At 61.9% G+C, this 24,385-nt stretch carries 26 protein-coding genes, 1 other RNA gene and 1 pseudogene; 24 read left to right on the top strand and 4 right to left on the bottom strand.

Annotated elements, in window-relative coordinates; all coding sequences use genetic code 11:
• Nucleotides 1–135: 135 nt before the first annotated feature.
• On the bottom strand, nt 136–1,143 hold the full coding sequence (gene gap, locus GGQ85_RS13375) for a type I glyceraldehyde-3-phosphate dehydrogenase (protein ID WP_079448014.1): 1,008 nt from the start codon (nt 1,141–1,143) through the stop codon (nt 136–138).
• Nucleotides 1,144–1,465: 322 nt separating this feature from the next.
• Complete coding sequence (gene tkt / locus GGQ85_RS13370; protein ID WP_079448013.1) at nt 1,466–3,451, bottom strand: transketolase; 1,986 nt, start codon at nt 3,449–3,451, stop codon at nt 1,466–1,468.
• Between the two features lie 281 nt (nt 3,452–3,732).
• Between tkt and GGQ85_RS13365 the strand changes: the two genes are divergently transcribed.
• From GGQ85_RS13365 to mgtE, 8 genes are all read left to right on the top strand, one after another.
• Entirely contained in the window at nt 3,733–4,065 is a 333-nt protein-coding gene (locus GGQ85_RS13365; protein ID WP_079448011.1) for a DUF4164 domain-containing protein, read from the top strand.
• Entirely contained in the window at nt 4,062–4,445 is a 384-nt protein-coding gene (locus GGQ85_RS13360; protein WP_079448010.1) for a cell division protein ZapA, read from the top strand. The genes GGQ85_RS13365 and GGQ85_RS13360 overlap by 4 nt, the downstream gene beginning before the upstream one ends.
• A 251-nt stretch (nt 4,446–4,696) precedes the next feature.
• A non-coding RNA gene (gene ssrS / locus GGQ85_RS13355) (6S RNA) lies at nt 4,697–4,857 on the top strand.
• Nucleotides 4,858–5,074: 217 nt separating this feature from the next.
• Nucleotides 5,075–5,662, top strand: a complete 588-nt coding sequence (locus GGQ85_RS13350) for a 5-formyltetrahydrofolate cyclo-ligase (protein ID WP_309774918.1) — start codon at nt 5,075–5,077, stop codon at nt 5,660–5,662.
• A 2-nt stretch (nt 5,663–5,664) separates the two neighbouring features.
• On the top strand, nt 5,665–6,486 hold the full coding sequence (locus GGQ85_RS13345; protein WP_309774916.1) for a TIGR00282 family metallophosphoesterase: 822 nt from the start codon (nt 5,665–5,667) through the stop codon (nt 6,484–6,486).
• 165 nt (nt 6,487–6,651) lie between these two features.
• On the top strand, nt 6,652–7,398 hold the full coding sequence (locus tag GGQ85_RS13340; protein ID WP_079448007.1) for a YebC/PmpR family DNA-binding transcriptional regulator: 747 nt from the start codon (nt 6,652–6,654) through the stop codon (nt 7,396–7,398).
• 12 nt (nt 7,399–7,410) lie between these two features.
• A complete protein-coding gene (locus tag GGQ85_RS13335; RefSeq protein WP_309774915.1) occupies nt 7,411–7,866 on the top strand; it encodes an NUDIX hydrolase in 456 nt (151 codons plus the stop codon).
• Between the two features lie 267 nt (nt 7,867–8,133).
• Complete coding sequence (gene mgtE / locus GGQ85_RS13330; protein ID WP_079448006.1) at nt 8,134–9,504, top strand: magnesium transporter; 1,371 nt, start codon at nt 8,134–8,136, stop codon at nt 9,502–9,504.
• A 71-nt stretch (nt 9,505–9,575) separates the two neighbouring features.
• Here the strand turns inward: mgtE and GGQ85_RS13325 are convergent, their stop codons facing one another.
• Together GGQ85_RS13325 and GGQ85_RS13320 are read right to left on the bottom strand one after the other, a co-directional pair.
• Nucleotides 9,576–9,989: a hypothetical protein gene (locus GGQ85_RS13325; RefSeq protein ID WP_079448005.1), complete on the bottom strand. Its 414-nt coding sequence runs from the start codon at nt 9,987–9,989 to the stop codon at nt 9,576–9,578.
• Nucleotides 9,990–10,136: 147 nt separating this feature from the next.
• Nucleotides 10,137–10,742 carry a hypothetical protein gene (locus GGQ85_RS13320; RefSeq protein WP_309774914.1) on the bottom strand — a complete coding sequence of 202 codons (606 nt, stop codon included), beginning with the start codon at nt 10,740–10,742 and terminating at the stop codon, nt 10,137–10,139.
• A gap of 228 nt (nt 10,743–10,970) precedes the next feature.
• On the opposite strand from GGQ85_RS13320, the gene ruvC reads away from it, so the two are divergent.
• The 16 genes and pseudogenes from ruvC to tolB all read left to right on the top strand — a co-directional run bounded on the left by ruvC (nt 10,971) and on the right by tolB (nt 24,365).
• A complete protein-coding gene (ruvC, locus tag GGQ85_RS13315; protein WP_309774913.1) occupies nt 10,971–11,486 on the top strand; it encodes a crossover junction endodeoxyribonuclease RuvC in 516 nt (171 codons plus the stop codon).
• Nucleotides 11,483–12,100, top strand: a complete 618-nt coding sequence (gene ruvA / locus GGQ85_RS13310) for a Holliday junction branch migration protein RuvA (RefSeq protein WP_309774912.1) — start codon at nt 11,483–11,485, stop codon at nt 12,098–12,100. Before ruvC ends, ruvA begins: the two co-directional genes overlap by 4 nt.
• Nucleotides 12,097–13,146 (top strand): Holliday junction branch migration DNA helicase RuvB, encoded by a 1,050-nt coding sequence (gene ruvB / locus GGQ85_RS13305; RefSeq protein ID WP_309774911.1) that lies wholly within the window; start codon nt 12,097–12,099, stop codon nt 13,144–13,146. Before ruvA ends, ruvB begins: the two co-directional genes overlap by 4 nt.
• The gene (ybgC, locus tag GGQ85_RS13300) at nt 13,143–13,604 is read left to right on the top strand and encodes a tol-pal system-associated acyl-CoA thioesterase (RefSeq protein WP_309774910.1); all 462 of its coding nucleotides are present in this window, start codon (nt 13,143–13,145) and stop codon (nt 13,602–13,604) included. Before ruvB ends, ybgC begins: the two co-directional genes overlap by 4 nt.
• Nucleotides 13,605–13,877: 273 nt before the next feature.
• Entirely contained in the window at nt 13,878–14,351 is a 474-nt protein-coding gene (locus GGQ85_RS13295; protein ID WP_309774909.1) for a VOC family protein, read from the top strand.
• A gap of 208 nt (nt 14,352–14,559) precedes the next feature.
• Nucleotides 14,560–14,928: a YciI family protein gene (locus tag GGQ85_RS13290; RefSeq protein ID WP_309774908.1), complete on the top strand. Its 369-nt coding sequence runs from the start codon at nt 14,560–14,562 to the stop codon at nt 14,926–14,928.
• On the top strand, nt 14,925–16,193 hold the full coding sequence (locus GGQ85_RS13285) for an RNA polymerase sigma factor (RefSeq protein ID WP_079447998.1): 1,269 nt from the start codon (nt 14,925–14,927) through the stop codon (nt 16,191–16,193). Before GGQ85_RS13290 ends, GGQ85_RS13285 begins: the two co-directional genes overlap by 4 nt.
• A 100-nt stretch (nt 16,194–16,293) precedes the next feature.
• Nucleotides 16,294–16,831: pseudogene (locus GGQ85_RS13280) on the top strand (SRPBCC family protein).
• A gap of 539 nt (nt 16,832–17,370) precedes the next feature.
• The gene (locus GGQ85_RS13275; protein ID WP_309774907.1) at nt 17,371–18,024 is read left to right on the top strand and encodes a glutathione S-transferase family protein; all 654 of its coding nucleotides are present in this window, start codon (nt 17,371–17,373) and stop codon (nt 18,022–18,024) included.
• Between the two features lie 120 nt (nt 18,025–18,144).
• Nucleotides 18,145–18,561, top strand: coding sequence for a YciI family protein (locus GGQ85_RS13270; RefSeq protein WP_079447996.1), 417 nt, complete (start codon nt 18,145–18,147; stop codon nt 18,559–18,561).
• A gap of 180 nt (nt 18,562–18,741) precedes the next feature.
• Nucleotides 18,742–19,455, top strand: a complete 714-nt coding sequence (locus tag GGQ85_RS13265; protein WP_309774906.1) for a TetR/AcrR family transcriptional regulator — start codon at nt 18,742–18,744, stop codon at nt 19,453–19,455.
• Nucleotides 19,456–19,724: 269 nt separating this feature from the next.
• The gene (locus tag GGQ85_RS13260; protein ID WP_309774905.1) at nt 19,725–20,225 is read left to right on the top strand and encodes a DUF2852 domain-containing protein; all 501 of its coding nucleotides are present in this window, start codon (nt 19,725–19,727) and stop codon (nt 20,223–20,225) included.
• A 520-nt stretch (nt 20,226–20,745) separates the two neighbouring features.
• The gene (tolQ, locus tag GGQ85_RS13255) at nt 20,746–21,459 is read left to right on the top strand and encodes a protein TolQ (RefSeq protein WP_079447993.1); all 714 of its coding nucleotides are present in this window, start codon (nt 20,746–20,748) and stop codon (nt 21,457–21,459) included.
• Nucleotides 21,460–21,490: 31 nt separating this feature from the next.
• On the top strand, nt 21,491–21,946 hold the full coding sequence (tolR, locus tag GGQ85_RS13250; protein WP_079447992.1) for a protein TolR: 456 nt from the start codon (nt 21,491–21,493) through the stop codon (nt 21,944–21,946).
• 8 nt (nt 21,947–21,954) lie between these two features.
• Complete coding sequence (gene tolA, locus GGQ85_RS13245) at nt 21,955–22,980, top strand: cell envelope integrity protein TolA (RefSeq protein ID WP_079448118.1); 1,026 nt, start codon at nt 21,955–21,957, stop codon at nt 22,978–22,980.
• Between the two features lie 59 nt (nt 22,981–23,039).
• A complete protein-coding gene (gene tolB / locus GGQ85_RS13240; RefSeq protein ID WP_309774904.1) occupies nt 23,040–24,365 on the top strand; it encodes a Tol-Pal system beta propeller repeat protein TolB in 1,326 nt (441 codons plus the stop codon).
• Nucleotides 24,366–24,385 lie beyond the last annotated feature (20 nt).

Genomic DNA, 24,385 nt, shown 5'->3' with positions numbered 1-24,385 from the left:
CTGGATGTCCCGAACACGGTGCCGCGTCAACGGTGCGCCACAAACCGGGACCGCCACGCAGGAAAAGTTGCGGTATTGAATGGCGCCGGTTCCGCATCGCGGCGCGTGCGCCGCGATGCGCCCGGACACGTGGTCTCAGATCAGCTTCGCCATTGCTACGGCGGTGTCAGTCATGCGGTTGGAGAAGCCCCATTCGTTGTCGTACCACGACAACACGCGCACCAGCGTGCCGTTCTGCACTTTGGTCTGGTCGATGTGGAGCGTCGAGGAGTGCGAATCGTGGTTGAAGTCGCTCGAGACATTGGGCTGGTCCGTGGTGCCGAGGATGCCCTTCAGCTCCTGTGATGCAGCCCGCTTCATCGCCTCGTTGATTTCGTTGGTGGTGGTCTCCTTCTTGGCGATCACCTTGAGATCGACCACCGAGACGTTCGGCGTCGGTACGCGGATCGCGACGCCGTCAAGCTTGCCCTTCAACTCGGGCAACACCAGGCCGATCGCCCTCGCGGCGCCGGTCGAGGTCGGGACCATCGAGAGAGCCGCGGCGCGGCCGCGATAGAGGTCCTTGTGCATGGTGTCGAGCGTCGGCTGGTCGCCGGTATAGGCGTGGATCGTGGTCATGAACCCGGTTTCGATGCCGACCAGATCGTTGAGGACCTTCGCCACCGGAGCGAGACAGTTGGTGGTGCAGGAACCGTTCGAAACGACCAGATGGTCCTTCGTCAGCTTGTCGTGGTTGACGCCGTAGACCACGGTCATGTCGGCGCCTTCGGCCGGAGCCGATACCAGCACGCGCTTGGCGCCGGCGGTGAGATGTGCGGAGGCTTTTTCTTTCGCGGTGAAGAGGCCTGTGCACTCCATCGCGATGTCGATGCCGAGTTCCTTCCAGGGCAGTTTCGATGGATCACGCTCGGCGATCACCTTGATCTTTTTCTTGCCGATCACGATGCTGTCGCCTTCGACCTTCACCTCGAAAGGGAAGCGGCCGTGCACCGAGTCGAAGCGCAACAGGTGCGCGTTGGTTTCCACCGGGCCGAGATCGTTGATGGCGACGATCTCGATTTCGTCGCGGCCGGCCTCGTAAACGGCGCGCAAAACATTGCGGCCAATGCGGCCAAACCCGTTGATTGCGACCCGGACTGCCATATCTTCATTCTCCTTCAAATGGGTGACGTTCCCTGCGCGCAACCACATTTTGCGCGCGCAGCGTCAACGCCTTTTCGCCCGGTTCTGCCAGGCCGTGACCATTGGTAATGTCTAGCGGTCCGATTTTAACATTCGAATGCCCATTTCAGCGAGCATCTTCCCGAATGTTGAAATCACAGAGACCGCCAGCAAATGTAAGTTGCCAGCGGAATTTTGGATTCTCCATTCGCATCCAGGGCCCATGATTGGCCGAGCAGCGAATGGCCAAATCCATTCCACGGTTTTTAGCTAGCGCCTTTTTGATATTGAGGCAATCTCAACCTCAACCAAGGCGCGTCTCCACCGCTTTGACCACGGCTTCGGCGGTAATGCCGAAATGCTTGTAGAGGTCCTTGGCAGGAGCGCTGTGACCGAAACTGTGCATGCCGACGAAAAGCCCGTCCGCCCCGATCACGGCGTCCCACCCGAAGCGCACAGCCGCTTCCACGGCAATCTTGACAGGCGCCTTGCCAATAATCGCCTGCCGGCGATCCTCGGGCTGCTCGAGCAATAGCTCGAGCGAGGGCACCGAAACCACCCGCGACGCGATGCCGCGCTGGGACAGTTGCTGTTGTGCGGCGACGGCGATCTCAACTTCGGATCCGGTCGCGAAAATCGACACCTTCGCCTCGCCATTGGCCGCGACCAGTTCATAGGCACCGTGCGCGCAGCGATTGTCCGCATGCGCGGTCTTGCGCACCGGCGTGAGGTTCTGGCGGGACAGCGCCAGAACCGTCGGTCCCTTCGGCCGCTCCAGAGCGAGCTGCCAGCACTCGGCAGTCTCGACCGCATCGGCGGGGCGGAACACGCGCATGTTTGGCATCGCGCGCAAGCTTGCCAGATGCTCGACCGGCTGATGGGTCGGGCCATCCTCGCCAAGTCCGATCGAGTCGTGCGTCATGATGTAGATCGTGGGAATATGCGCCAGCGCCGAAATGCGCATCGCCGGGCGGGCATAGTCGGCGAAGCACATGAAGGTGCCGCCGGCCGGGGCATATCCGCCATGCAGGGCGATGCCGTTCATGGCCGCGGCCATGCCGAGTTCGCGGATGCCGTAGTGGATGTAGCGGCCATCGTAGTGGCCAGGCTGCACTTCTTTTAGACCCTTGGTGCGGGTGTTGTTGGACGGCGTGAGGTCGGCGGAGCCGAGCAGCAGTTCCGGCACCGCCGGAACCAGCACCTCGAGCGCCAATTCGCTGGCTTTGCGGGTGGCGACCGTCGGCGGCTCGGCGACCAGTTTGTCCTTGAGCTTGCGGATCACCTCGGCGAGGTTTTGAGACGGCTTGCGGTCAATGACGCGGCGTTTGAATTCGTCTCGCTCCGCCTCTGGCCGGGCTGCGAATCGCGCGCGCCACTCCTTATTGTGCCGCTTGCCCTTGCGTCCAGCGCTTCGCCAGACCTTGAGGACATCGTCGGGAATTTCGAAGGGGCCGTAATCCCAGCCGAGGGCTTTCTTCGCGCCTGCGAGTTCTTCCGCGCCGAGCGCTTCGCCGTGCGCCTTGGACGTGCCGGCCCTGGTGGGGGCGCCGAAACCGATAATGGTCTTGCAGGCGATCAGCGACGGTTTGTCGGATTTTTGCGCCCGGCGGATTGCAGCGGCGATCGCCTTCTGATCGTGGCCGTCGATCCGTTTTGCGTCCCAGCCGCACGCCTTGAAACGCGCCACCTGATCGACGTCGTCGGCCAGCGAGATCGGGCCGTCAATGGTGATGCCGTTATCATCGTAAAGGAAGATCAGCTTGTTGAGCTTGAGGTGACCAGCCAGCGCGATCGCCTCATGGCTGATGCCTTCCATCAGATCGCCGTCGGAGCACAGCACATAGGTGTAGTGGTCGACCACTTCACTGCTGAACTCCGCGGCCAGCAGGCGCTCCGCCAGCGCAAAGCCGACCGAGGTGGCGACGCCCTGGCCGAGCGGGCCGGTGGTGGTTTCGACGCCGTCGGTGATGAAGTTCTCGGGATGGCCCGGCGTCTTGGAGTTGAGCTGCCGGAAATTCTTGAGCTGATCGAGCGTCATGTCCTTGTTGCCCGTCAGGTACAACAACGCATAAAGCAGCATCGAACCGTGGCCGGCGGAGAGGATGAAGCGGTCGCGGTCCGGCCAGTGCGGATCGGCGGCGTCGTATTTCAGGAACTTGGTGAACAGCACCGTGGCGACGTCGGCCATGCCCATCGGCAGGCCGGGATGGCCCGATTTTGCTTTTTCTACACCATCCATCGCGAGCGCGCGGATTGCATTTGCCATACGGGAGGAATCGACGGTCGGCATGGGAGATATCCGATCCTGATAGGGAGGAGGGCTGACGGTTTGCATGGGAATCCGATGGTGTCCAAGGGGGTAAAAACTAGCTTGCCGGGGGCATAGCACCTGCGTCGGCGGAGTCCAAGGGGCGGGAGGCCCTCCTTAGGGCGAGAATGTTTTGCGGTGCATAGTTTTGCAGCGGCGTTGCGTTGGCCTCGTCCGCCACGTAAATTTCGGTCCCTAAGGGCTTGCCGAGCCGCACCTTTGTAGTCTGGCCGGCAGTTGGCCCAAAGGCGCGCAGGACGAACATGAACGACCAACCGGCCAATCGTTCCGGCAGTGCTGAACCGGCCAATAGTGGCGGAACCGATATCGACGCTGCAACCCGGCGACTGACGGCCGCGCTTGATGCGCTGGAGAGAGCGGTGGAGCGACGGCGCGATGCCGACCGCAATGAGGACGAGCTAGCGAGCCGTATTCAGGCTTTGGGTGCGGATCGTTCGCGCCTTGCGGATGAGCTCGACGGATCGCTGGTGCGCACCCGCAAGCTCGAGCGCACCAATCGCGAGATCGCCGAAAAGCTCGACGCGGCGATCGGCACTATCAAGTCCGTGCTCGAGGCGGCGGGAGAGAAGCCATGAGCCACGTCAACGTGACCATCAATAGCCGCCAGTACCGGATGGCCTGCGAGGATGGCCAGGAAGACCGGTTGCTGAAGCTTGCAGGCGATCTGGAAAGCCGTATCGGCCAATTGCGCGGCAAGTTCGGCGAGATCGGCGACCAGCGGCTCGAGGTCATGGCAGCGCTGGTAACCTCCGACGAACTGCTGGATGCGCAACAGCGCATCCGGGCGCTGGAGGAAGAGCTCAAGGCATTGCGCGATGTGCGCGCTGCGGCCGCCGAGCGCGCACGCGCTACGCAGACAGCGGTTGTCGCCGCGCTGAACATGGCGGCCCACCGCATCGAGAAGACCACGCAGATGTTAAACCGCACCGTCGGCGGCGGCATCGCCATCGGGTAAGTATTCGAATGACAGGCTTTGATTGATCGCAATTAAGAGATGCCTGCCCAATGGAACGCGCACGCACATATGCAGTGGGCTGAGCCTGAGTTATCCTGAATCTGGATCGGTTTGCGATAGTGTGTCTCGTTTCAACACTGATCTGGTCAAGGGTGAGCGAGTTTCTAGATCTTTTACAGCAACCATGAAAGTTCGTGCCTGATAGCGTGTCGCACTGGCGCTCGCTGCTCATCGTAGATACATTCCGCAATGCGAGGCTGCGTCGCGCGTCAGGAGCCACACATCCCCGGGGCCTTATCGATCCTTAAGGGAACTGTCCCTGGCCGGGTCCGTGGACCCGGACATATGGTGCCCACCTACTTTCGTAGGGAACTCCGGGATCGAGCGCTCCAACGGCGATTGCGGCTTCGCGCTTCCCTTTGCGCTATTCGATTGTTATGCCCGCCATAGCAGTCGCAGACTTTGTAAACTTGTCTGCATTGCCGGGTTTCTAGTTTCATGTCGCTCGCTTTGAACTGTTAGCGGCTCTGCTTCTGACGAGACCAGAAGCTAGGCTCCGTGATTTTTGTCTTGACGCTTTCGTCGAACGAACCGGGCCCCTTTGCTAAAAAACGCTATAAACATTCTGCATGTCGATTTCCTCTGACGCTCCACCCAAGAACGAGTTGCGCGCCGCCGCACTGGCTCGTCGCGATGCGTTGGATCCACAGCAGCGCGCCGGTGCGGCGGTCGCGATGGCGGCACGGATGCCGCCCCTCGATATAACGTCATCAACAGTCGTCGCCGGCTACGCGCCGATCCGCAGCGAGATTGATCCCGTGCCGCTGATGCAGAGCCTCGCCAGGCATGGCGCGGCGCTTGCGATGCCGGCGATCTCACGGCCTGACGCCGCGCTGGCGTTCCGCGCGTGGAAGCAAGGCGCGGCGCTGGTGCCCGGCGCGTTCGGGATTTCCGAGCCGTCCGCCACTGCGGCCGAGGTCGTCCCGGATATCGTGCTGGTTCCGCTCGTCGCGTTCGACCGCGCCGGCCATCGTATCGGCTATGGCGCCGGCTATTACGACCGCACGCTTGAGGCTCTTCGGCGACATAAGACCCTTGTCGCGATCGGTCTTGCTTTTACGGTGCAGGAGATACCGCAGGTGCCGGCACTGCCCCACGACGTCCGGCTCGATTATGTGCTAACCGAAACCGATCTGTTCGATTTCCGGAGTTTATAAGGTTGCGGATTCTTTTTATCGGCGACGTCGTCGGCAAGACCGGGCGCACCGCGGTCAACGAACACCTGCCGGTGATCATTGCCGCATGGAAGCTCGATCTTGTCGTCGTCAACGGCGAGAATGCGGCCGGCGGTTTCGGTATCACGGAGACGATCTACCAGGAATTTCTCGACGCCGGTGCCGACGCTGTCACCCTCGGCAATCACGCATGGAATCAGAAAGAGGCGCTGGTATTCATCGAGCGGGCGCCGCGGCTCATTCGTCCGCTGAATTTCCCGCGTCATACGCCAGGACGCGGCGCAATGCTGATCGACACCAAGGATGGCCGCCGCGCGCTTGTCATCAATGCCATGGCGCGCATCTTCATGGAGCCGTTCAACGATCCCTTCCGTGCTATCGATCGTGAGTTAGATGCCTGTCCGCTGCGCGAGGCGGTGGACGCGATCGTCGTGGATTTCCACGGCGAAGCGACCAGCGAAAAGCAAAGCATGGGTTTCTTCTGCGACGGCCGTGTCAGCCTCGTGGTGGGAACGCATACCCATGTGCCAACGGCGGATCATCGCATCCTTTCCGGCGGCACCGCCTATATGAGCGATGCCGGCATGACCGGCGATTATGACTCCGTGATCGGAATGCAGAGGGATGAGCCGCTGCGCCGCTTCACCACCGGCATTTCGAGCGCCCGGTTCGAGCCGGCCAGCGGCGTCGCCACCTTGAGCGGCGTCGCGGTCGAGACCGACGACGCGACGGGGCTCGCGCTCAGAATCGCGCCGGTGCGGCTCGGCGGACGGCTCGAGCAGGCAGAGCCGTCGTTCTGGACGTGATCCGCTTGAAGGATTCTGATTCGATGACATGGCCGCACCGCACATTGCCGAGCGGGTCTTTGATTCGGCGCGAACCCGTCTTATAACGCCGCGCCGCTTCCACCTTTGCAGAGGCCGCCCGGTGCCGCCGCCGGGCCTGCCCCGGATTTGAGAGAGACCCTGCCGATGGCCGGACATTCCCAATTCAAGAACATCATGCACCGAAAGGGCAGGCAGGATGCCCAAAAGTCGAAGCTGTTCAGCAAGCTCGCGCGCGAAATCACGGTGGCGGCCAAACTGGGGGCGCCCGATCCGGCGATGAATGCACGGCTGCGCGCTGCCATGATCGCGGCGCGGGCAGAAAATATGCCCAAGGACAACATCGAGCGCGCCATCAAGAAGGCCAGCGGCAACGATGCCGAGAGCTATGACGAACTGCGTTACGAAGGCTACGGCCCCGGCGGCGTGGCGGTTATCATGGAAGTGCTGACAGACAATCGCAACCGCGCCGCCTCCGACATCCGTTCGTATTTCACGAAGGCCGGCGGCAATCTCGGTGAAACCGGCTCGGTGTCGTTTATGTTCGACCGGCTTGGCGTTATTGAATATGACGCGGGCAAGGCCTCGGCCGACGACATGCTGGAAGCTGCCATTGAAGCCGGCGCCGACGACGTGGTGTCGGGCGAGGGCGGCCACGAAATCTATGCCTCGCAGGACACCTTCCGCGAGGCCGCCAAGGCGCTGGAAGCCAGGTTCGGCGAGGCGCGCAAGGTCGCCTTGATCTGGAAGCCGCAGAACACCGTTGCCGTCGATGACGACACCGGTGAGAAATTGCTCAAGCTGATCGACCTCCTGAACGAGCACGACGACGTGCAGAACGTCTATGCCAACTTTGAGGTGTCGGACGCTCTGATGGCGAAGCTGGGGGGGTGAGCGCGGTCTCGCATGGCTCCCTGCGTCTGCGCCCCGCGGCGCGGCTGCTGTTGCTCGACCCTGACGAGCGCTTGCTGCTGTTTCGTTTCGCCCATAAGGACAGCGCGTCGGCGGACAGAAGCTTTTGGGCGACCCCGGGGGGGCGCTGTCGACGATGGTGAAACCTTCGAACAGGCGGCGATCAGGGAGTTATGGGAGGAGACCGGCCTGCGTGTCGCCAGTGTCGGACCGGAAATCGCGCAGCGCCAATTCGTTCTCGAACTCATCGGCGGCGAGCGTGTAATGGCCGACGAGCGGTTCTTTCTGGTGAGAACCGGCTATCATGCCGTGTCCAGCGGGGCGTGGACCGAGCTTGAACGCGAGGTGATGGCGGAATATCGCTGGTGGTCGCGCGCCGAACTCGCGAGGCCTACCGAACAGGTCTTCCCGGAGGATATTCTGGACATGCTTGCGACGGCGGCTTCTTGAGGCGCGCGCCTTGCCGTCGCGCAGGGTCACATCAAATTTCCGAACCTGAGTGATCGCGCTTTTTTCTTGACGCCGTCCGGCTGAAGGATCATGTCAGCCAAGCGGGATGCTTGCGGCCTCGGTCGCACGCCCATCACTGGAAACCACGACATTATGCCAAGCGACAGTCCAGGTACTTTGCCAGGTACCTCGCCGACAGCGGCGCCGGTCTGAGAGCTTGATGGGCTCGCCAGGCCTGCCGTTGCCGGCAGACCACGAAGGTGAGCTATGACGGATATCCACACCGCCACAACGGACGGCGACCTCGATGTGTACGCGCTGGCCTCGCGCCTGAGCGGCGGCCATGTCGCCGATAACGTCGAAATTCTCAACCAGCTCGAACCGCAGGACGCCGCGGCGGTGCTGGTGCTTCTGCCGGTCGATACTTCGGTCGAGATTCTCGACAAGCCGGAACTATATCACGGCGCGGAGGTCATCGCCTCGCTGCCCCGGCGCACCGCCATCATCTTATTGACTGAAATGTCGGCGGACGTCGCCGCCGATATCGTCCAGCAGCTCGATGAGCCGGCGCGCAGCGAACTGATGCAGGGGCTCGACCGAAACACGCGGGCCACTATCGAGAATCTGCTCACTTACCCGGAAAACACCGCGGGCGCGATGATGACAACCGAATTCGTCAGCGTCACCGCGACCTGGACAGTGGAGCAGACCCTACAGCATATCCGCCAGGTCGAACGGACCCGCGAGACGGTCTATGCGATCTATGTACTGGACGCCTTCACGCGAAGGCTGGTGGGCGCGGTGTCGTTGCGGCGGCTGATCGCCGGTGAGCCTTCGGCCCAGATCGCCGATCTGGCGCGCGCCCCGATCACCACCTCCCCGCTAACGGATCGCGAAGAGGTCGCGCGGCTGATCTCGCGGCACGACATGCTGGCGGTGCCTGTCGTGGACAAGGCCGGGCATGTCCTCGGCATCGTCACGGTCGACGACATCATCGACGCCATCATCGAAGAAAACACCGAGGACGCCCAGAAATTCGGCGGCATGGCGGCGACTGACGAACCGTATCTGCAGGTTGGGCTGCCGGGTATGATCCGCAAGCGCGGCGGTTGGCTGTGCGTGCTGTTTATCGGCGAGCTATTGACCGCGAGCGCCATGCAGCACTTCGAGGGCGAGCTGGAAAAGGCCATCGTGCTGACGCTGTTCATCCCGCTGATCATGAGTTCGGGCGGCAACTCCGGCTCGCAGGCGACCTCGCTCCTGATCCGCGCGCTGGCGCTGCGCGAGGTCAAGCTCGGCGACTGGTGGCGCGTGGCCTTGCGCGAACTGCCGACGGGATTGATCCTCGGCGCCATGCTGGGCGTCATCGGACTGGTCCGCGTGGTGGCCTGGCAGAAGCTCGGCATTTACGACTATGGCGAGCACTGGATGCTGATCGGGCTGACCGTCGCGGCTGCGCTGATCGGCGTTGTTGTTTTCGGCTCGGTGTCCGGATCGATGCTTCCGTTTATGCTACAACGCGCCGGCTTCGATCCCGCGAGCGCTTCGGCGCCGCTGGTGGCGACGTTGGTCGACGTCACCGGGCTGATGATCTACTTCAGCGTGGCGGTGCTGATCCTGAGTGGGACGCTGCTGTAGAGCATTTCCGCTCCACTTCGCTCGAAAACGCCATAGTAGCGGGGCGCTACGCGTTCGCTGAGGGCGCATGCCTAATCATTTACGCCAACCTCCGTCAGAAGGAATCCGGCTGGCGTCCTGGTGAAGGTAAAAATGCTCTCGCCGCAGATGACAAAGTAGTTGTCGTTGTTCTCGCCATCTCGACCGTATTCCGCTTTCTTCCGCTGGATGCACGCACGATCTTTCGCGGGGAACAGTTCCGGATAGGCCTTCGCCCGAAACTGTGCGGCATCCGCGTACGCCTTGTCACCCATGAAAGGCAGCTTGGTCATGCTGGCGACGGCAGCCGGATCGTTCGCTTTCAAAGCCGCTCGGAACTTGACGATAAAGGCATTGAATTCCGCCTCCAAGGCAGGAGACGCGGCGGGTTTTTTCGGCGTTTGCGCGAGTGCAAGCGCAGGGCTCGTGAGGACGGATGCAAGGACGATTCTGAACAGTATGCTCATCGTGGTGAAAACCCCGGCAGAATGCGGTTGAAGGTCAACTCGTGACCTGACTGAGCGCCTCAATTCTCTTGGCGAATACTCTTTCCGTCCGTGCTCCAGCACCGGCGGCTTACGCTTGCCGGCCTGTTGGCTTGATCTGCCGGTTCATCATTCGGCGATGCCCCGCACAATCTCTTCCGCGGCCTTGGTTCTCATTCCGCCGATCGTCGGCTTGTCCTTGCCACATGCGAACGATGCCGCTGCATCGGCGAGTGCATGCGCAGCTTCATTGGCATTCGGGTTCGCTCCGGTGTCAACAGCGCCCATGACGCAGGCGGTATCATGTGTGATCCGGATCACGGCGAGTACCTGGTTGCCCGCAACCGGCAAATCCTGTTTCTGAAGTTTCATCCTGACGATCGCGGCATAAGGCTCGAACTCCTTGCCCTTGCCAGATCCGCGCCAGTCGACGGTCAATCCGGCGGACCATGCTTCCACCGCCCAGATGATCGTTTGCGGGTGAGCCCCCTTTGGCCAGCGAAAGCCTATCCGCAGACGGGTTCCCAGGGCGTTGACCAGCACCTGCGCGCCACCGGCGCCGGGACATGTCTTGAGCTGGTCTTCCTCGTCGCCCGGCTCGTCGCCGATCGGAGCGAAAGTGCAGTCCTTGTTGGCAATGGACGTGAACCGGTTTTGCGCGGCGGTTGGCGAATCGGCCGAAACAGCGGTGCTGACGATCGTCATCATGAAGAAAACGGCAATTGCTATCCGCATAACGCTTGAAATTCCTCTTCGGTCCGGTCTCGGAGACGGATCTGCCGTCGCTTATGACGTGGCTATCCCGTCCTCGAGCGGACCATGTTCAGCCGAACATGGATAGATCGGTCGGACGACGGATACGGCTTTGTCGTTACCGGAACGGGCAAGGTTCGATGCGTTGAAACGAATAGAGCCGGAGCCCGCTTGGGGGACGCAGCGGGATGCTTTGCGCTAACATGGGCCATGACCTCCGCACCGATTCGCATTCTGGGCATTGATCCGGGCCTCCGCCGCACCGGCTGGGGCGTGCTCGACATCGAGGGCCATCGGCTGATCTTCGTCGGCTGCGGCTCGGTCGAGACGCGCGAACACATGGCGCTGGCGAGCCGGCTGCTGGCGATCCATGCCGGGCTCGGCGCAGTGCTCGACCGATTCCGCCCCGCCGAGGCTGCGATCGAGCAGACCTTCGTCAACAAGGATGGCGTGGCGACGCTGAAGCTCGGGCAGGCGCGGGGCGTTGCGATGCTGGCGCCGGCGATGTTCGGCATCGCGGTGGCGGAATACGCGCCCAACCAGGTAAAGAAGACCGTGGTTGGCGCGGGCCATGCCGACAAGACCCAGATCCAGGCGATGCTGAAAATCCTGCTGCCGAAAGCCGATCCGAGGAGCGCGGACGCCGCCGACGCGCTCGCTATTGCCATTACCCACGCGCATCACCGGGGCGCTGCGGCGCTGCGGATGAAGGTGGCGGGCGCATGATCGGCAAGCTGAAAGGTATCATCGACTCCTACAGCGAGGATTATCTGATCCTCGATGTCGGCGGCGTCGGCTATCAGGTGCATTGCGCCTCGCGCACGCTGCAGGCGCTGCCGTCGCCGGGCGAGGCGGCGGTGTTGTCGATCGAGACGTATGTGCGCGAGGACCAGATCAAGCTGTTCGGATTTCGCACTGACCACGAGCGCGAGTGGTTCCGTCTGTTGCAGACGGTGCAGGGCGTCGGTGCGAGGGTGGCGCTCGCGGTGCTGGGCACGCTGTCGCCGGCCGATCTCGCTAACGCCATTGCCCTGCGGGACAAGGCTGCGGTGGCGCGTACGCCGGGCGTCGGACCAAAGGTGGCTGAACGCATCGTCACCGAGCTCAAGGACAAGGCGCCGTCCTTCGCAAATGTCGATCCGGCGGTGGTCCATCTTGCGGGCGCCATCGATGACCAGCATGCGCCGCGCCCGGTGCGGGATGCGATCTCCGCACTGGTTAATCTCGGTTACGGTCAACCGCAGGCGACCGCAGCGATCGCGGCCGCCTCGCGCGGCGCTGGCGAAAATGCGGAGACCGCGCAACTGATCCGGCTCGGCTTGAAGGAGCTGTCGAAGTGACCACGCCCTCCCGCATCGTCACGCCCGAACGCCGCACCGACGATGTCGGCGACACCGCGCTGCGGCCGCAGAAGCTGTCCGAGTTCGTCGGCCAGGCGCAGGCGCGCGCCAACCTGCAGATCTTCATCGATGCTGCCCGTAAACGAAAAGAGGCGCTCGATCACGTGCTGTTCGTCGGCCCGCCCGGCCTCGGCAAGACCACGCTGGCGCAGATCGTCGCGCGCGAACTCGGCGTCGGCTTTCGCGCAACCTCCGGTCCCGTGATCGCCAAGGCCGGTGATCTTGCGGCACTTCTGACTAACCTCGAAGAGCGCGACGTGTTGTTCATTGATGAAATTCATCGCCTCTCGCCGGCGGTGGAGGAGGTGCTCTATCCGGCGATGGAGGATTTTCAGCTCGATCTCATCATCGGCGAGGGACCGGCGGCCCGCTCGGTCAAGATCGAGTTGGCGAAGTTTACGCTGGTCGGCGCAACGACGCGCGCGGGCCTCTTGACCAATCCGCTGCGCGACCGCTTCGGGATTCCGGTGCGATTGAATTTCTACACCGTCGATGAGCTGGAGAGGATCGTCAGCCGTGGCGCCCGTGTTCTCAATGTCAGCATGACGGCGGACGGCGCCAACGAGATCGCCCGCCGCGCCCGCGGCACCCCGCGCATCGCCGGCCGCCTGCTGCGCCGGGTGCGCGATTTCGCGTCCGCCGCCGATGCGGCGTCGATCGACCGGAAAATCGCCGATCATGCGCTCGGCGCGCTCGAAGTCGATGCGGCCGGCCTCGATGCGATGGACCGCCGCTATCTCACGACCATCGCGCTGAACTATGGTGGCGGACCTGTGGGGGTGGAGACCATGGCGGCGGCGCTGTCGGAGCCGCGCGACGCCATCGAGGACATCATCGAGCCGTTCCTGATCCAGTGCGGCTACCTGCAGCGCACGCCGCGCGGACGGCTGCTCACGTCACACGCGTTCCGTCATCTCGGCCTGACTGAGCCCACGCGCGATCCGGCGCAGTTCGGCTTGTTCGGCGGGGAGGAGGAAGATCAATGAATGCGTCGCCGCAGACCCGCCATCTCGACGGCGAGATTCGCGACGGCAGGCATCACATGCAAGTCCGCGTCTATTATGAGGACACGGATTTTACCGGCCTCGTCTATCACGCTAATTATCTGCGCTTCATGGAGCGTGGACGTAGCAACTATCTGCGGCTGCTCGGCGCCGACCAGCGCGCGCTGTTCGCGGAGGCCGAAAGCGAGGCGCCCGGTTTTGCCTTCGTGGTGCGCGCGATGCAGCTCGAGTTTCTGAAGCCCGCGCGGATGGACGACGTACTCGACATCGTGACGCGGCCACTGGAGGTCCGCGGCGCCTCGATCACTTTGCATCAGGAGGTCCGGTGTGGCGACGTGCTGCTGCTGGACGCGAGGGTGAAGGTGGCGTTCATATCCGAAGGGCGGGCGAAGCCGATACCCAAGGCGCTTCGTGTCGCGATGAAGGCCGATCAGGTCTGATCACCGGGGATCACACGAAGACCCCTCTTTTAAGATTTAAGCGCGCCTCACGCCGATATTCCGGACCACCATGCCCCGACGGTCACGATGATTTGCATGGCCGACAATGGCGGGACGTCGCCGAATCCAGGCGGAAAAATGTCTGATATAAAAATCCCTTAGTGATGTCGATCGCGGCGGGGCCGCTCGTCCTTGGGCCACGTCCTTGCGGAACCCGACGGTTGCTGGCGGGTTGCCTCGCATCAACCGGGGCGCGCAATCATGGAGCCCACGATGCCCAACATCACCCCGTTCCTTTGGTTCGATACGCAGGCCGAGGAAGCAGCGAAATTTTACACCACCGTGTTCAGCAATTCGAAGATCGTCGAAACGACCTATTATGGCGAAGGCGGCTCTAAGCCGCCCGGAACGGTGCTGACCGTCGCCTTTGATCTCGAGGGAAGGCGGTTCATCGCGTTGAACGGCGGCCCGCATTTCCAGTTCAGTGAAGCTGTCTCGTTCAGCATCGACTGTAAGTCGCAGGACGAGGTTGACTACTACTGGAACAAGCTCACCGCCGATGGCGGCGGGCCCCTTAAGTGTGGGTGGCTCAAGGACAGGTTTGGCGTGTCGTGGCAGGTGGTACCCGATATGATGCCGCGCCTGTTGCAGGATCCGGATCGAGCCAAAGCCGGTCGTGCCATGAAGGCGATGTTGAAGATGAAGAAGATCGTCATTGCCGATATCGAGGCGGCGGCGAACGGTTAGCTTCTTTTTCTCAAACCCGAACCCGTTATCCTGGTTGGGGGCCGGGAGGCAAAAGGCGCGTTCCGTAACTCAATCGTCGCGTCGGCTATGCAAGGGCGTTTGGACCTTGCGCTTGCTGTCGCCCAAAAATCCCCCCGGAAATTTTGTTGGGTCATGTGTCGGCTATCGGCATACTGGTTCGTCCTGAGGGCAAGAAGGACCATTGTGCATGCTCTACGCCATACTTTGCTACCATAACGAGGATGTCGTCTGTTCCTGGAGCAAGGAGCAGGACGCCGCCGTCATGCAAAAGCTCGCGGTCGTGCAGGACAAGTTGAAGAAGCAGGGCCGGCTCGGACCGGTGGCACGGCTGCTGCCGACCACCGCGGCGACCACCTTGCGCAAGGAAAACCCGCCGTTGATCGTCGATGGTCCGTTCGCTGAAACCAAGGAGCAGTTGCTCGGGTTCTACTTGATCGACTGCAAGAATCTTGAGGAGGCGCTGGAGGCGGCGCAGGAACTCGGCGAGGCGAATCCGGGTGGCTCCTATGAAATCCGTCCTGTCGGCCTGTTCGATGCCGGAGGGGCTCTGACATGACCGACGTCGCCTGGATCGATGCGGCCCTGACGGCGGCGCGACCCCAGGCGCTCGGCGCGCTCTTGCGCTATTTCCGCAATCTCGACACAGCCGAGGAGGCGTACCAGAACGCCTGCTTGCGGGCCTTGAGGAACTGGCCCGAAAACGGGCCGCCGCGCGATCCGGCGGCGTGGCTGATCATGGTCGGGCGCAACGCCGCGCTTGACGAGGTGCGGCGGCGGAGCAAGCAGCAGGAATTACCGGACGACGATGTGATCTCCGACCTCGGCGACGCCGAGAGTGAAATCGCCGAGCGGCTCGACGGCTCGCACTACCGCGACGATATTTTGCGTTTGCTGTTCATCTGCTGCCATCCTGATCTGCCTGCGACGCAGCAGATCGCGTTGGCGCTGCGTATCGTCTCGGGTCTGACGGTGAAGCAGATCGCGCGTGCATTTCTTGTCAGCGAAGCTGCGATGGAGCAGCGCATCACCCGTGCCAAGGCGGCGGTTGCGAAAGCCGGCGTCGCGTTCGAGACGCCTGGCGCGGTCGAGCGCAGCGAGCGGCTCGGCGTCGTTGCCGCCATGATCTACCTCGTCTTCAACGAGGGTTATTCGGCGAACGGCGGCACCTCCGAGGTCCGGGCGCCGCTATGTGAGGAGGCGATTCGCCTGGCGCGGCTGCTGCTTCGGCTGTTTCAGAACGAGCCGGAGATCATGGGGCTGACGGCACTGTTGCTATTGCAGCATGCCCGCGCTGCCGCACGCTTTGATTCCGACGGCGAAGTGATCCTGCTCGAGGATCAGGACCGCAGTCTGTGGAACAGAAAGATGATCACGGAAGGCACGGCGCTGATCGACAAGGCGATGCGCCATCGTCGCGCCGGCCCCTATCAGGTGCAGGCGGCAATCGCGGCGCTTCATGCGAGCGCGCCAAAGCCGGAGGATACCGACTGGCGCCAGATCGATCTTCTTTACGCGACGCTGGAGCAATTGCAGCCGTCGCCGGTGGTGACGCTCAATCGCAGCGTGGCTCTCTCCAAGGTGAAGGGGCCGGAAGCGGCGCTCGCGCTGATCTCGCCGCTGGAGCAGCGCCTGTCAGGCTATTTTCACTTCTTCGGCGCGAAGGGCGCATACCTGATGCAACTCGGCCGCGACGAGGAAGCCCGCGTTGCATTCGACCGCGCCATCGCGCTCGCCAATACCTCGGCGGAGGCGGCGCATATCCGCATGCATCTGGATCGGCTGATGAAAGACGGCGCGCCTCGCACCAGGGCGGCGGAGTAGGGTTCTGGGGGCTGATTCAAAAAAGTGTCCGGCCCTGTCGGGATGTCGCCTCGCCGTTCGTCCTTGGGCTGTCCTGTTTATCCAGACTTGAGGGATTGCCATGTTGAAAGTCCTTGCCGCCGTCATTGCCATCATCGTCATTGCTCTCGCCGTTGTTCTAATACTGGCTTCGACCAAGCCCGATACGTTCCGCGTTGAGCGGTCGGCCGTCATCAAGGCGTCGCCGGAGAATATCTTCCCGCTGATTGCCGACTTCCATCAGTGGGGACGGTGGTCCGCCTTATGAGACCCGCGATCCCGCGATGAAGCGGACCTACGGCGGCGCCGAACGCGGCAAAGGTGCGACCTACGCCTGGGAAGGCGACAGCAATATCGGCACGGGCCACATGGAAATCCTCGATGCGCCCGCTTCCCAGAATGTCGTCATCAAGCTCGATTTCCTGAAACCCTTCGAGGCGCACAACACCGCCGAATTCACATTGCAGCCTCAGGGCGATGGCACCCGTGTCACATGGACGATGCAGGGGCCGACGCCGTTCATCGGCAAGATCATGCACGTGTTCATCAACATGGATCGCATGGTCGGTACTGATTTCGAGGCTGGTCTCGCCAATCTGCGCAAGGCAGTGGAAAGCTGAATTAACCGCTCATACTTGGGGGAGCAGGATGAAAATCAATTCCCATGTCCCCTTCGAGGACACATGCGAGAGATTCGCTTATTTTTCCTCTCGCGCAGCCGTGGTCGCGATGTCGTGACGGCGGCCGAAGAGCTATTTCACGTAGAAGACGCAAGCTGCGATCACCAGCAACGCTGTCACCGCCATGATATGCGCGAACATATCGGCGAGCGTGCCGGAAGCCGTCCGCTTTGTGGCATCGGTCATGATGTCCTCCCCCATTTGGTTTTGGCCAGTGTGGTTCGGGCATGACTCATCACGGCTTGCGCGCGAGCCAAAATTGAATCGATGTTTACGCGGAACGCCCCTTGGAATTGCTGCGCCCGCATCTTGTCCCCGCGGCCGAAGCAATGATGCAAGCGTGATCAAGCAATGCGGCGGGAATTTGTTGCGACGGAAAACGCGTGATACGCGCTCATGTGCGCTTGACGACGTGTGATGGTTTCGTCTTGCGTCATCACATGCAGTGCTGCAAAGCGCTCGCTGATCGGGAGAACATCATGCCGCTGACGCTGTACATGCATCCGCTGTCGTCCTATTGCCACAAGGCACTAATCGCGTTCCATGAGAACGCGACGCCGTTCACGGCTATGTCGGTCGATCTCGGCGATCCGGACGAGCGCGCGGTGCTGCTGAAGCTGTGGGGTGTCGGCAAATTTCCGGTGTTGCAGGATGCCGCCCGCGGCGAGGTGGTGCCGGAATCCAGCATCATCATTGAGTATATCGACAGGTATTATCCGGGCGGGACGCGGTTCATCCCGCAGGATCGCGACGCGGAGCGCGAGGTGCGGCTGAAGGACCGCTTTTACGATCTGCACATTCACAACCATATGCAAAAGGTGGTCGGCGACCGGCTACGGCCAGCCGGTAGCAAGGACCCGCACGGCGTTGAGGATGCGAAAACGCGGATCCGCGCGGCTTATGACATCGCCGAGCGCGAGATGGCATCGCGCAGCTGGGCAGCCGGCGACGATTTCTCGATGGCGGATTGCGCAGCCGCGCCGGCGTTGTTCTATGCCGCCAGGGTGCTGCCATATGCTGACAGCCATCCACATCTTGCCGCCTATCTGGAACGTCTCAAGGCGCGACCGTCCTATGCCCGCGTGCTGAAGGACGCCGAGCCATATTTCCACATGTTCCCGCAGGGCGACTGAGGGATCAGCGCACACGCCTAAAAATTTCTACAGGACATGTCGGAGAGGCCGCAGTCCGCCCGTCTTCATTGCGGGGCCGCCAAGAAACGGCCTGGATCACTGGATCGAAGGAGAATCGCGATGCGTTTCATGGTGATTGTGAAGGCGACGAAGGAAACCGAAGCGGGCGAGATGCCGAGCACCGAAATGCTGACCGCGATGGGTCGGTTCAACGAAGAGATGGTGAAGGCCGGTGTGATGCAGGCGGGCGAGGGGTTGCATCCGACCTCGAAAGGCGCGCGCATCAAATATTCAGGCGCTGCACCTGTGGTGACAGAGGGCCCATTCCCGGTGACCAGTGATCTCGTCTGCGGATTCTGGCTGATCGAGGTTGGTTCAAAAGACGAGGCGATCCAGTGGATGAAACGCGCGCCTTTCGCGCCCGGAGATGAACTCGAACTGCGTCAGGTGTTCGACGCGGAGGATTTCGGCGAGGCGTTCACGCCGGAACTGCGCGAGCAGGAAGAACGGCTGCGCGCAGAGGTCGCGCGCCGATAGGCTCCGCATCAGGCCGCCACGGCCATTGGCCGACTTCCGGCGAACCGGCCTCGTTTGACCGGAGGTCGGGGTTCGCCGCAACGGTTTGCGCTTCTTCATGCTGGATTTCGCCCTGCTTCTCGAATGGAAGCAGGACGAAACGAGTGGTGTTTCCCGCGTGCTCATGTAAAAACCATTCACATGAGTTGGCGCAAGGACCATCGCCGCCCCGAGCGGGGCTACCATCACGGCAATCTGAAGGAGGCCCTGCTGGAGGCGGCACTCGGCCTGATCGCCGAGAAAGGCGCGGCGGGTTTCACCTTCGCCGATGCGGCGCGTTCTGCAGGCGTCAGTCCGGCGGCGCCGTACCGGCACTTCCGTGATCGCGATGAACTGCTGGCGAGCATCGCGCAACGCGGCTTCGAGCAGTTCGAGGTAGTGTTGACCAAGGCATGGGATGACGGACGCCCGGATACCGTCAGCGCGTTCGAGCGCGTCGGCCGCGCCTATCTCGCCTTCGCCCGCAACGAACCGGCTTATTACTCGGCGATGTTCGAATCCGGGCTGCCGACCGATGTCAATCCGATGCTGTCAGCCGCGAGCGAGCGCGCCTTCAGCATCATTCGTGCTGCGGCGGAACGGCTTGCAGCACTGACACCGCCGGGCGTCGCGCGACCACCGGCTTTGATGATGGCGCTGCATATCTGGTCGTTGGCGCACGGCATAGCCTCTCTGTTCGGCCGCGGCGACGCGGCGCGGCGCAAGCTGCCGATGTCCGCCGAAGATCTGCTCGAAGCCGGCGTGCTGATTTATCTGCGAGGGCTCGGCTTTCCGACCGAACGCAGGCCGCCTGAGGACCCGAACGCTCCGGCCAAGCCGCCGCGAGGGCCGTGGGATCAAAAGTCCGCGACCTGACCAACCGATTCGGCTGCGCGTATACCGGGACTGGTTTTATCGTGCGGTCGCGGCAATCGGCCAAGAGCTTCTCATGGATAGGCTTTTAGATCTGCTCGCCAGTATTTGCCGCTTTCAATGTGACGAGACCTTACAACGGCAGGAAACCGTAGCACCGCCAAAACCCCGCATTTCCAGGCAAAGTCACGCTTGACAAAAGCCTTTAGTGGGCTACCTATGTAAATGTTATTTACATTCACGCGGCATGACGCCGTTCATGGAGAAGGCCTATGGCCCACACCGCTGACTACGATCGCTGGAATGGCCCCAACAATGCGCGGGGCCAAGGTCAGCCCCCGTATTCCCGCTGTTTCACGGATGCGCCCTGGCATCCATTCCGGATTGTCCTGATCGTGCTGGGCTTCATGGTGTGGTGGCCGATCGGTCTCGCGATTCTCTTCTTCACTCTAGGGAGCAGGAAAATGGGCTGCTGGAGCAACGACCGGTTTGAGAGCAAAATGCAACGGATGCAGTACAAGATGGACCGGATGCGGGACCATATGGAGCGCCGCGGTTTTGGCTTCCGCGGTTTTGGCGCGCCGTCCAGCGGTAACCGCGCCTTCGACGAGTATCGCATGGAGACGCTGCGGCGGCTTGAGGACGAGCAGAAGGAGTTCAAGGACTTTCTCGAACGGCTTCGTCACGCCAAGGACAAGGAAGAGTTCGATGCCTTCATGGCTCAGCATCGCACCCATCCGACGCCGCCGAACGATAGGCCGCAAGACCAGTAGTCACTAATCGGACGCTGCGACCGGCGCTGGTTTTGATGCGGCCCCGCTTCCACCAACCGATAGGAAAGCCCGCCTGTCCCGACAGGCGGGCTTTTTCTCATCTGCGGGTCTGAAGCCTCTCTCGATTCAGGCGTCGGATCATCGCCACACGCCCATTGAGCCGGAACTCCCGTCCTGGGGAATAATCGACGGTCGGCCACCTCCACCCGCTCTCCGCCGAGCACGGCTCACGGTGAGCAAGGGTTGGAATATTAAGACGGATTTCAGAGCCTCAATCCTCTTTGGTAACCTGGTCTTAACCATGATTAGCGTTTGGTTACAGCCGTAAAGGCGCGCCGTTAGCCCTCGTTTTGACACGTTGGCAGGGGATGCAGGCTCCGGCATTGGACAGACCCCCCAAGTGACTCAACCGGCTTGTTACGTGGCGCTTTTACGCCGCGTGAGTTCGTGGCCGCGAAACTGGCGGCTTGAGGTCGCGCCTCGCGTCGAAGGGATATCTTGCGTTGAGAGGAAACTGCTCATGAATCCGGCCGACGTGGCGCAGTCAGCCTTGCCCCTAGCTTCGGCCGACGTGTCGCTGATTACGCTTTTTTTTCACGCTCACTGGATCGTGAAAGCAGTCATGTTGGGCCTGTTAGCCTGCTCGGTGTGGGTGTGGGCGATCGCGATCGACAAGATCTTTCTCTACGCCCGCACCAAGCGCGCGATGGACCGTTTCGAGCAGGCCTTCTGGTCAGGGGAGTCGATTGAGGACCTGTACCGGGCGTTGTCGGCCAAGCCGACACAATCGATGGCGGCCTGTTTCGTTGCAGCGATGCGCGAGTGGAAACGTTCTTTCGAAAGTCAGGCGCGCTCGATTGCCGGGCTTCAGATGCGGATCGAGAAAGTGATGAACGTTTCCATCGCGCGGGAGATCGAGCGGCTGGAACGGCGGTTGCTGGTGTTAGCGACCGTAGGCTCTGCCGGTCCTTTCGTTGGCCTGTTTGGGACCGTGTGGGGCATTATGTCGAGCTTCCAGTCGATCGCCGCATCGAAGAATACCTCGCTCGCGGTGGTGGCGCCGGGCATTGCCGAGGCGCTGTTTGCAACGGCAATCGGCCTTATCGCCGCCATCCCCGCGACTATTTTTTACAATAAGTTCACTGCGGAAGTGAATCGTCAGGCCCAGCGCCTTGAGGGTTTTGCCGACGAGTTTTCCGCGATCCTCTCACGTCAGATCGACGAGCGGGCGTGAGGTCAAGCGGCATGGAAACGGGCGGTCCATCATGGCAATGAATCCGGCAGCGGCTTCCTCCAGCGGTGGTGGACGAAGAGGACGGCGGCGGTCACAGCCGATGGCCGAGATCAACGTCACGCCCATGGTCGACGTCATGCTGGTGCTTCTCATCATCTTCATGGTGTCGGCACCGCTTTTGACCGTGGGCGTTCCGCTCGATTTGCCGCAGACCCAGGCCAAAAGCCTCGAGCAGGACAAGACGCCCTTGCAGTTGTCGGTTGATGCTCAGGGACGGATTTTCATCAACGACACCGAAGTCACGATGGAGGAGCTGGTTCCGAAATTGACGGCGATCACCGATGCACGCGGCGGTCTTGACGAGCGCATCTTCATGCGCGCCGACAAGAAGGCCGACTACGGCACGGTGGCGCGAGTGATGGGTCGGCTGTCGGGCGCCGGGTTCAAGCGTCTGGCGCTGGTCACCGAAGTGGAGCAGGGATCTTAAGGTTGAAGATCAAGGTCGATAAGACATTGGCAGCATCGGTTGCCCTGCACGTCCTTGTGATCGGGTGGGGGTTGGTGTCGTTTTCGTCGAAGGCTTTCGAATCGGTGCCAGAGGAATCTTTGCCGGTCGACATCATCTCCGCCGATCAACTTGCCCACGTCACGGCGGGCATGAAGACCGGCAAGAAGGAAAAACCGAAACCCCTGGTCGAGAAGGTCGCCGAGGCCACACCTCCGCCGGAGGACACTGTCGGCAAGATCGACGACAAGAAGCCGCCGGTCATGACCGACGTGGCACCCAAAGAACAACCAAAACCAGATGACAAGGCCGCTGCCGAGGCTGCCGCAGCAGCAGCGAAGGCCGAGGCGGCAGCCAAAGCAGCCGACGCAAAGGCCAAGGCGGATGCGAAAGCCAAAGCAGAGGCCGCGAAGGCCGAGGCGGAAGCCTTAGCTGAGGCAAAGGCGGAGGCTCAAGCCAAGGCCAAGGCGAAGGCCGAAGCGCAGGCGAAAGCAAAAGCCGAGGCGAAAGCGAAGGCGGAAGCCAAAGCCAAAGCCGAGGCAAAGGCCAAGGCAGAAGCCGAGGCGAAAGCCCAGGCAGAGGCGAAGAAGGCTGAGCGCGTGTTCGACCAATCAAAGATTGCGGCGCTGCTTGACAAGCGCGAGCCCACCCGCCGCTCGGTTACCGGAGACACGCTGAATCCGAATGCCGCGCTCGGCCTCGCCCATGGCAAGGCCGCGGACAATTCCGCGACCTGGGGGTCGATGTTCAAGTCCCAGGTCGAGCGCTGCTGGAAAAAGCCCTATGGCGGGCTCGAAGCTCAGATGACCGAAGCGGTGTTCAGCATCAAGCTGAAACGCGACGGCACACTGGAGACCACGCCGACCGCGATCAGCAACCCGTCGACACCCTACTTCCGCGTTTATCAGGAAAGCGCGCTGCGCGCGATCATTGAATGCCAGCCGTACAATCTGCCTGCGGCATATTTCGACGAATGGAAGTTTTTCGAGCCCGTATTCACAGAACGAAAGTCGTAAGCAACGAACGTTGCGGATGAAAAGTCTGACCGATGATCGAGAGAAATGGATTGCAGAGAATGCCGTTCCGTCTGAACCGCCGACACATGATTTCCGGGATGGCATCGGCTGCCGTGTTGCTGGGCAGCCGGCAAGCCTTCCCCCAGGCGCGGGTCCAGATCACCGAGGGCAACGTCGCGCCGCTCCCGATCGCCATTCCGAATTTCATTGCCGGTTCGCCGTCGGATAGCGAGGTCGGTGCCGGCGTCGCCAAGGTCATCACCAACAATCTCAAGCGCAGCGGGTTGTTCGCGCCGATCGACCAGGCCGCGTATATCCAGAAGATCACCAATATCGACGTGCCGCCGCAGTTCGCCGACTGGAAGACCATCAACGCACAGGCGCTGGTGACCGGACGTATGACGCGTCAGGGCGACGGGCGGCTCAAGGCCGAGTTTCGTTTGTGGGATGTCGCGACCGGCCAGCAGCTTGCAGGCCAGCAATATTTTACATCGCCGGAATATTGGCGGCGGATCGCGCACATCATCTCGGATCAGATTTACGAGCGTTTGACCGGCGAGAAAGGCTATTTCGACAGCCGCGTGGTGTTCGTCGATGAGTCCGGAACAGCGCAGCACCGCGTCAAGCGGCTGGCCCTGATGGATCAGGACGGCGCCAACGTGCGCTACCTCACGCGCGGAGCTGACCTCGTGATCACCCCGCGCTTTTCGCCGTCGACCCAGGAAATCACCTATATGGAATTCGGGCAGGGCGATCCCCGGGTCTATCTGTTCAACATCGAAACCGGCCAGCGCGAAATCGTCGGCAACTTCCCCGGTATGTCGTTCGCGCCGCGGTTCGCGCCGGATGGCCAACGCATCATCATGAGCCTGCAGCAGGGTGGAAACTCGAACCTGTTCGTGATGGACATTCGCTCGAAGTCGACGACACGTCTGACGGACACGCCGGCGATCGACACGTCGCCCTCGTATTCGCCGGACGGCGCCCGCATCTGTTTTGAGTCGGATCGCGGCGGCAAACCGCAAATTTATGTGATGGGAGCGACCGGCGGCGGGGCCCAACGCATCTCATTCGGGGAAGGCTCCTACTCGACTCCGGTGTGGTCACCCCGCGGTGACTACATCGCCTTCACGAAGCAAGGCGGTGGTCAGTTTTCCATCGGCATTATCAAGCCGGACGGTTCCGGCGAACGAATTCTGACGTCGGGATTTCACAACGAGGGTCCGACCTTCGCGCCTAACGGGCGGGTCCTGATGTTCTTCCGCGACCCCGGCGGCAACGCTGGACCATCGCTTTATACGATCGACGTCTCCGGCCGCAACGAACTGAAAGTTCCCACGCCTGGTTTCGCGTCCGATCCGGCATGGTCGCCCTTGCTCTCATAAGCCGGATCCTCGAGCCGAAA

It is taken from the genome of Nitrobacter vulgaris (assembly GCF_031453995.1).
GTDB classification, from domain to species: Bacteria; Pseudomonadota; Alphaproteobacteria; order Rhizobiales; family Xanthobacteraceae; genus Nitrobacter; species Nitrobacter vulgaris.
The sequence above is the reverse complement of the archived record's forward strand: the minus strand, read 5'-3'. Positions and strand labels throughout refer to the sequence as shown.

Bases quoted from the DNA above. Each gene is read 5' to 3' on its own strand.
- GGQ85_RS13265 (WP_309774906.1), top strand. From the start codon at position 18,742: ATGAGTTGGCGCAAGGACCATCGCCGCCCCGAGCGGGGCTACCATCAC.
- GGQ85_RS13350 (WP_309774918.1), top strand. From the start codon at position 5,075: ATGTCGATTTCCTCTGACGCTCCACCCAAGAACGAGTTGCGCGCCGCC.
- GGQ85_RS13295 (WP_309774909.1), top strand. From the start codon at position 13,878: ATGCCCAACATCACCCCGTTCCTTTGGTTCGATACGCAGGCCGAGGAA.
- GGQ85_RS13360 (WP_079448010.1), top strand. From the start codon at position 4,062: ATGAGCCACGTCAACGTGACCATCAATAGCCGCCAGTACCGGATGGCC.
- GGQ85_RS13260 (WP_309774905.1), top strand. From the start codon at position 19,725: ATGGCCCACACCGCTGACTACGATCGCTGGAATGGCCCCAACAATGCG.
- ybgC (WP_309774910.1), top strand. From the start codon at position 13,143: ATGAATGCGTCGCCGCAGACCCGCCATCTCGACGGCGAGATTCGCGAC.
- GGQ85_RS13335 (WP_309774915.1), top strand. From the start codon at position 7,411: ATGGCTCCCTGCGTCTGCGCCCCGCGGCGCGGCTGCTGTTGCTCGACC.
- tkt (WP_079448013.1), bottom strand. From the start codon at position 3,451: ATGCCGACCGTCGATTCCTCCCGTATGGCAAATGCAATCCGCGCGCTC.
- tolB (WP_309774904.1), top strand. From the start codon at position 23,040: ATGCCGTTCCGTCTGAACCGCCGACACATGATTTCCGGGATGGCATCG.
- GGQ85_RS13325 (WP_079448005.1), bottom strand. From the start codon at position 9,989: ATGAGCATACTGTTCAGAATCGTCCTTGCATCCGTCCTCACGAGCCCT.
- GGQ85_RS13365 (WP_079448011.1), top strand. From the start codon at position 3,733: ATGAACGACCAACCGGCCAATCGTTCCGGCAGTGCTGAACCGGCCAAT.
- GGQ85_RS13340 (WP_079448007.1), top strand. From the start codon at position 6,652: ATGGCCGGACATTCCCAATTCAAGAACATCATGCACCGAAAGGGCAGG.
- GGQ85_RS13270 (WP_079447996.1), top strand. From the start codon at position 18,145: ATGCGTTTCATGGTGATTGTGAAGGCGACGAAGGAAACCGAAGCGGGC.
- GGQ85_RS13320 (WP_309774914.1), bottom strand. From the start codon at position 10,742: ATGCGGATAGCAATTGCCGTTTTCTTCATGATGACGATCGTCAGCACC.
- tolQ (WP_079447993.1), top strand. From the start codon at position 20,746: ATGAATCCGGCCGACGTGGCGCAGTCAGCCTTGCCCCTAGCTTCGGCC.
- GGQ85_RS13285 (WP_079447998.1), top strand. From the start codon at position 14,925: ATGACCGACGTCGCCTGGATCGATGCGGCCCTGACGGCGGCGCGACCC.
- GGQ85_RS13290 (WP_309774908.1), top strand. From the start codon at position 14,560: ATGCTCTACGCCATACTTTGCTACCATAACGAGGATGTCGTCTGTTCC.
- GGQ85_RS13275 (WP_309774907.1), top strand. From the start codon at position 17,371: ATGCCGCTGACGCTGTACATGCATCCGCTGTCGTCCTATTGCCACAAG.
- ruvA (WP_309774912.1), top strand. From the start codon at position 11,483: ATGATCGGCAAGCTGAAAGGTATCATCGACTCCTACAGCGAGGATTAT.
- mgtE (WP_079448006.1), top strand. From the start codon at position 8,134: ATGACGGATATCCACACCGCCACAACGGACGGCGACCTCGATGTGTAC.
- ruvC (WP_309774913.1), top strand. From the start codon at position 10,971: ATGACCTCCGCACCGATTCGCATTCTGGGCATTGATCCGGGCCTCCGC.
- tolR (WP_079447992.1), top strand. From the start codon at position 21,491: ATGGCAATGAATCCGGCAGCGGCTTCCTCCAGCGGTGGTGGACGAAGA.
- gap (WP_079448014.1), bottom strand. From the start codon at position 1,143: ATGGCAGTCCGGGTCGCAATCAACGGGTTTGGCCGCATTGGCCGCAAT.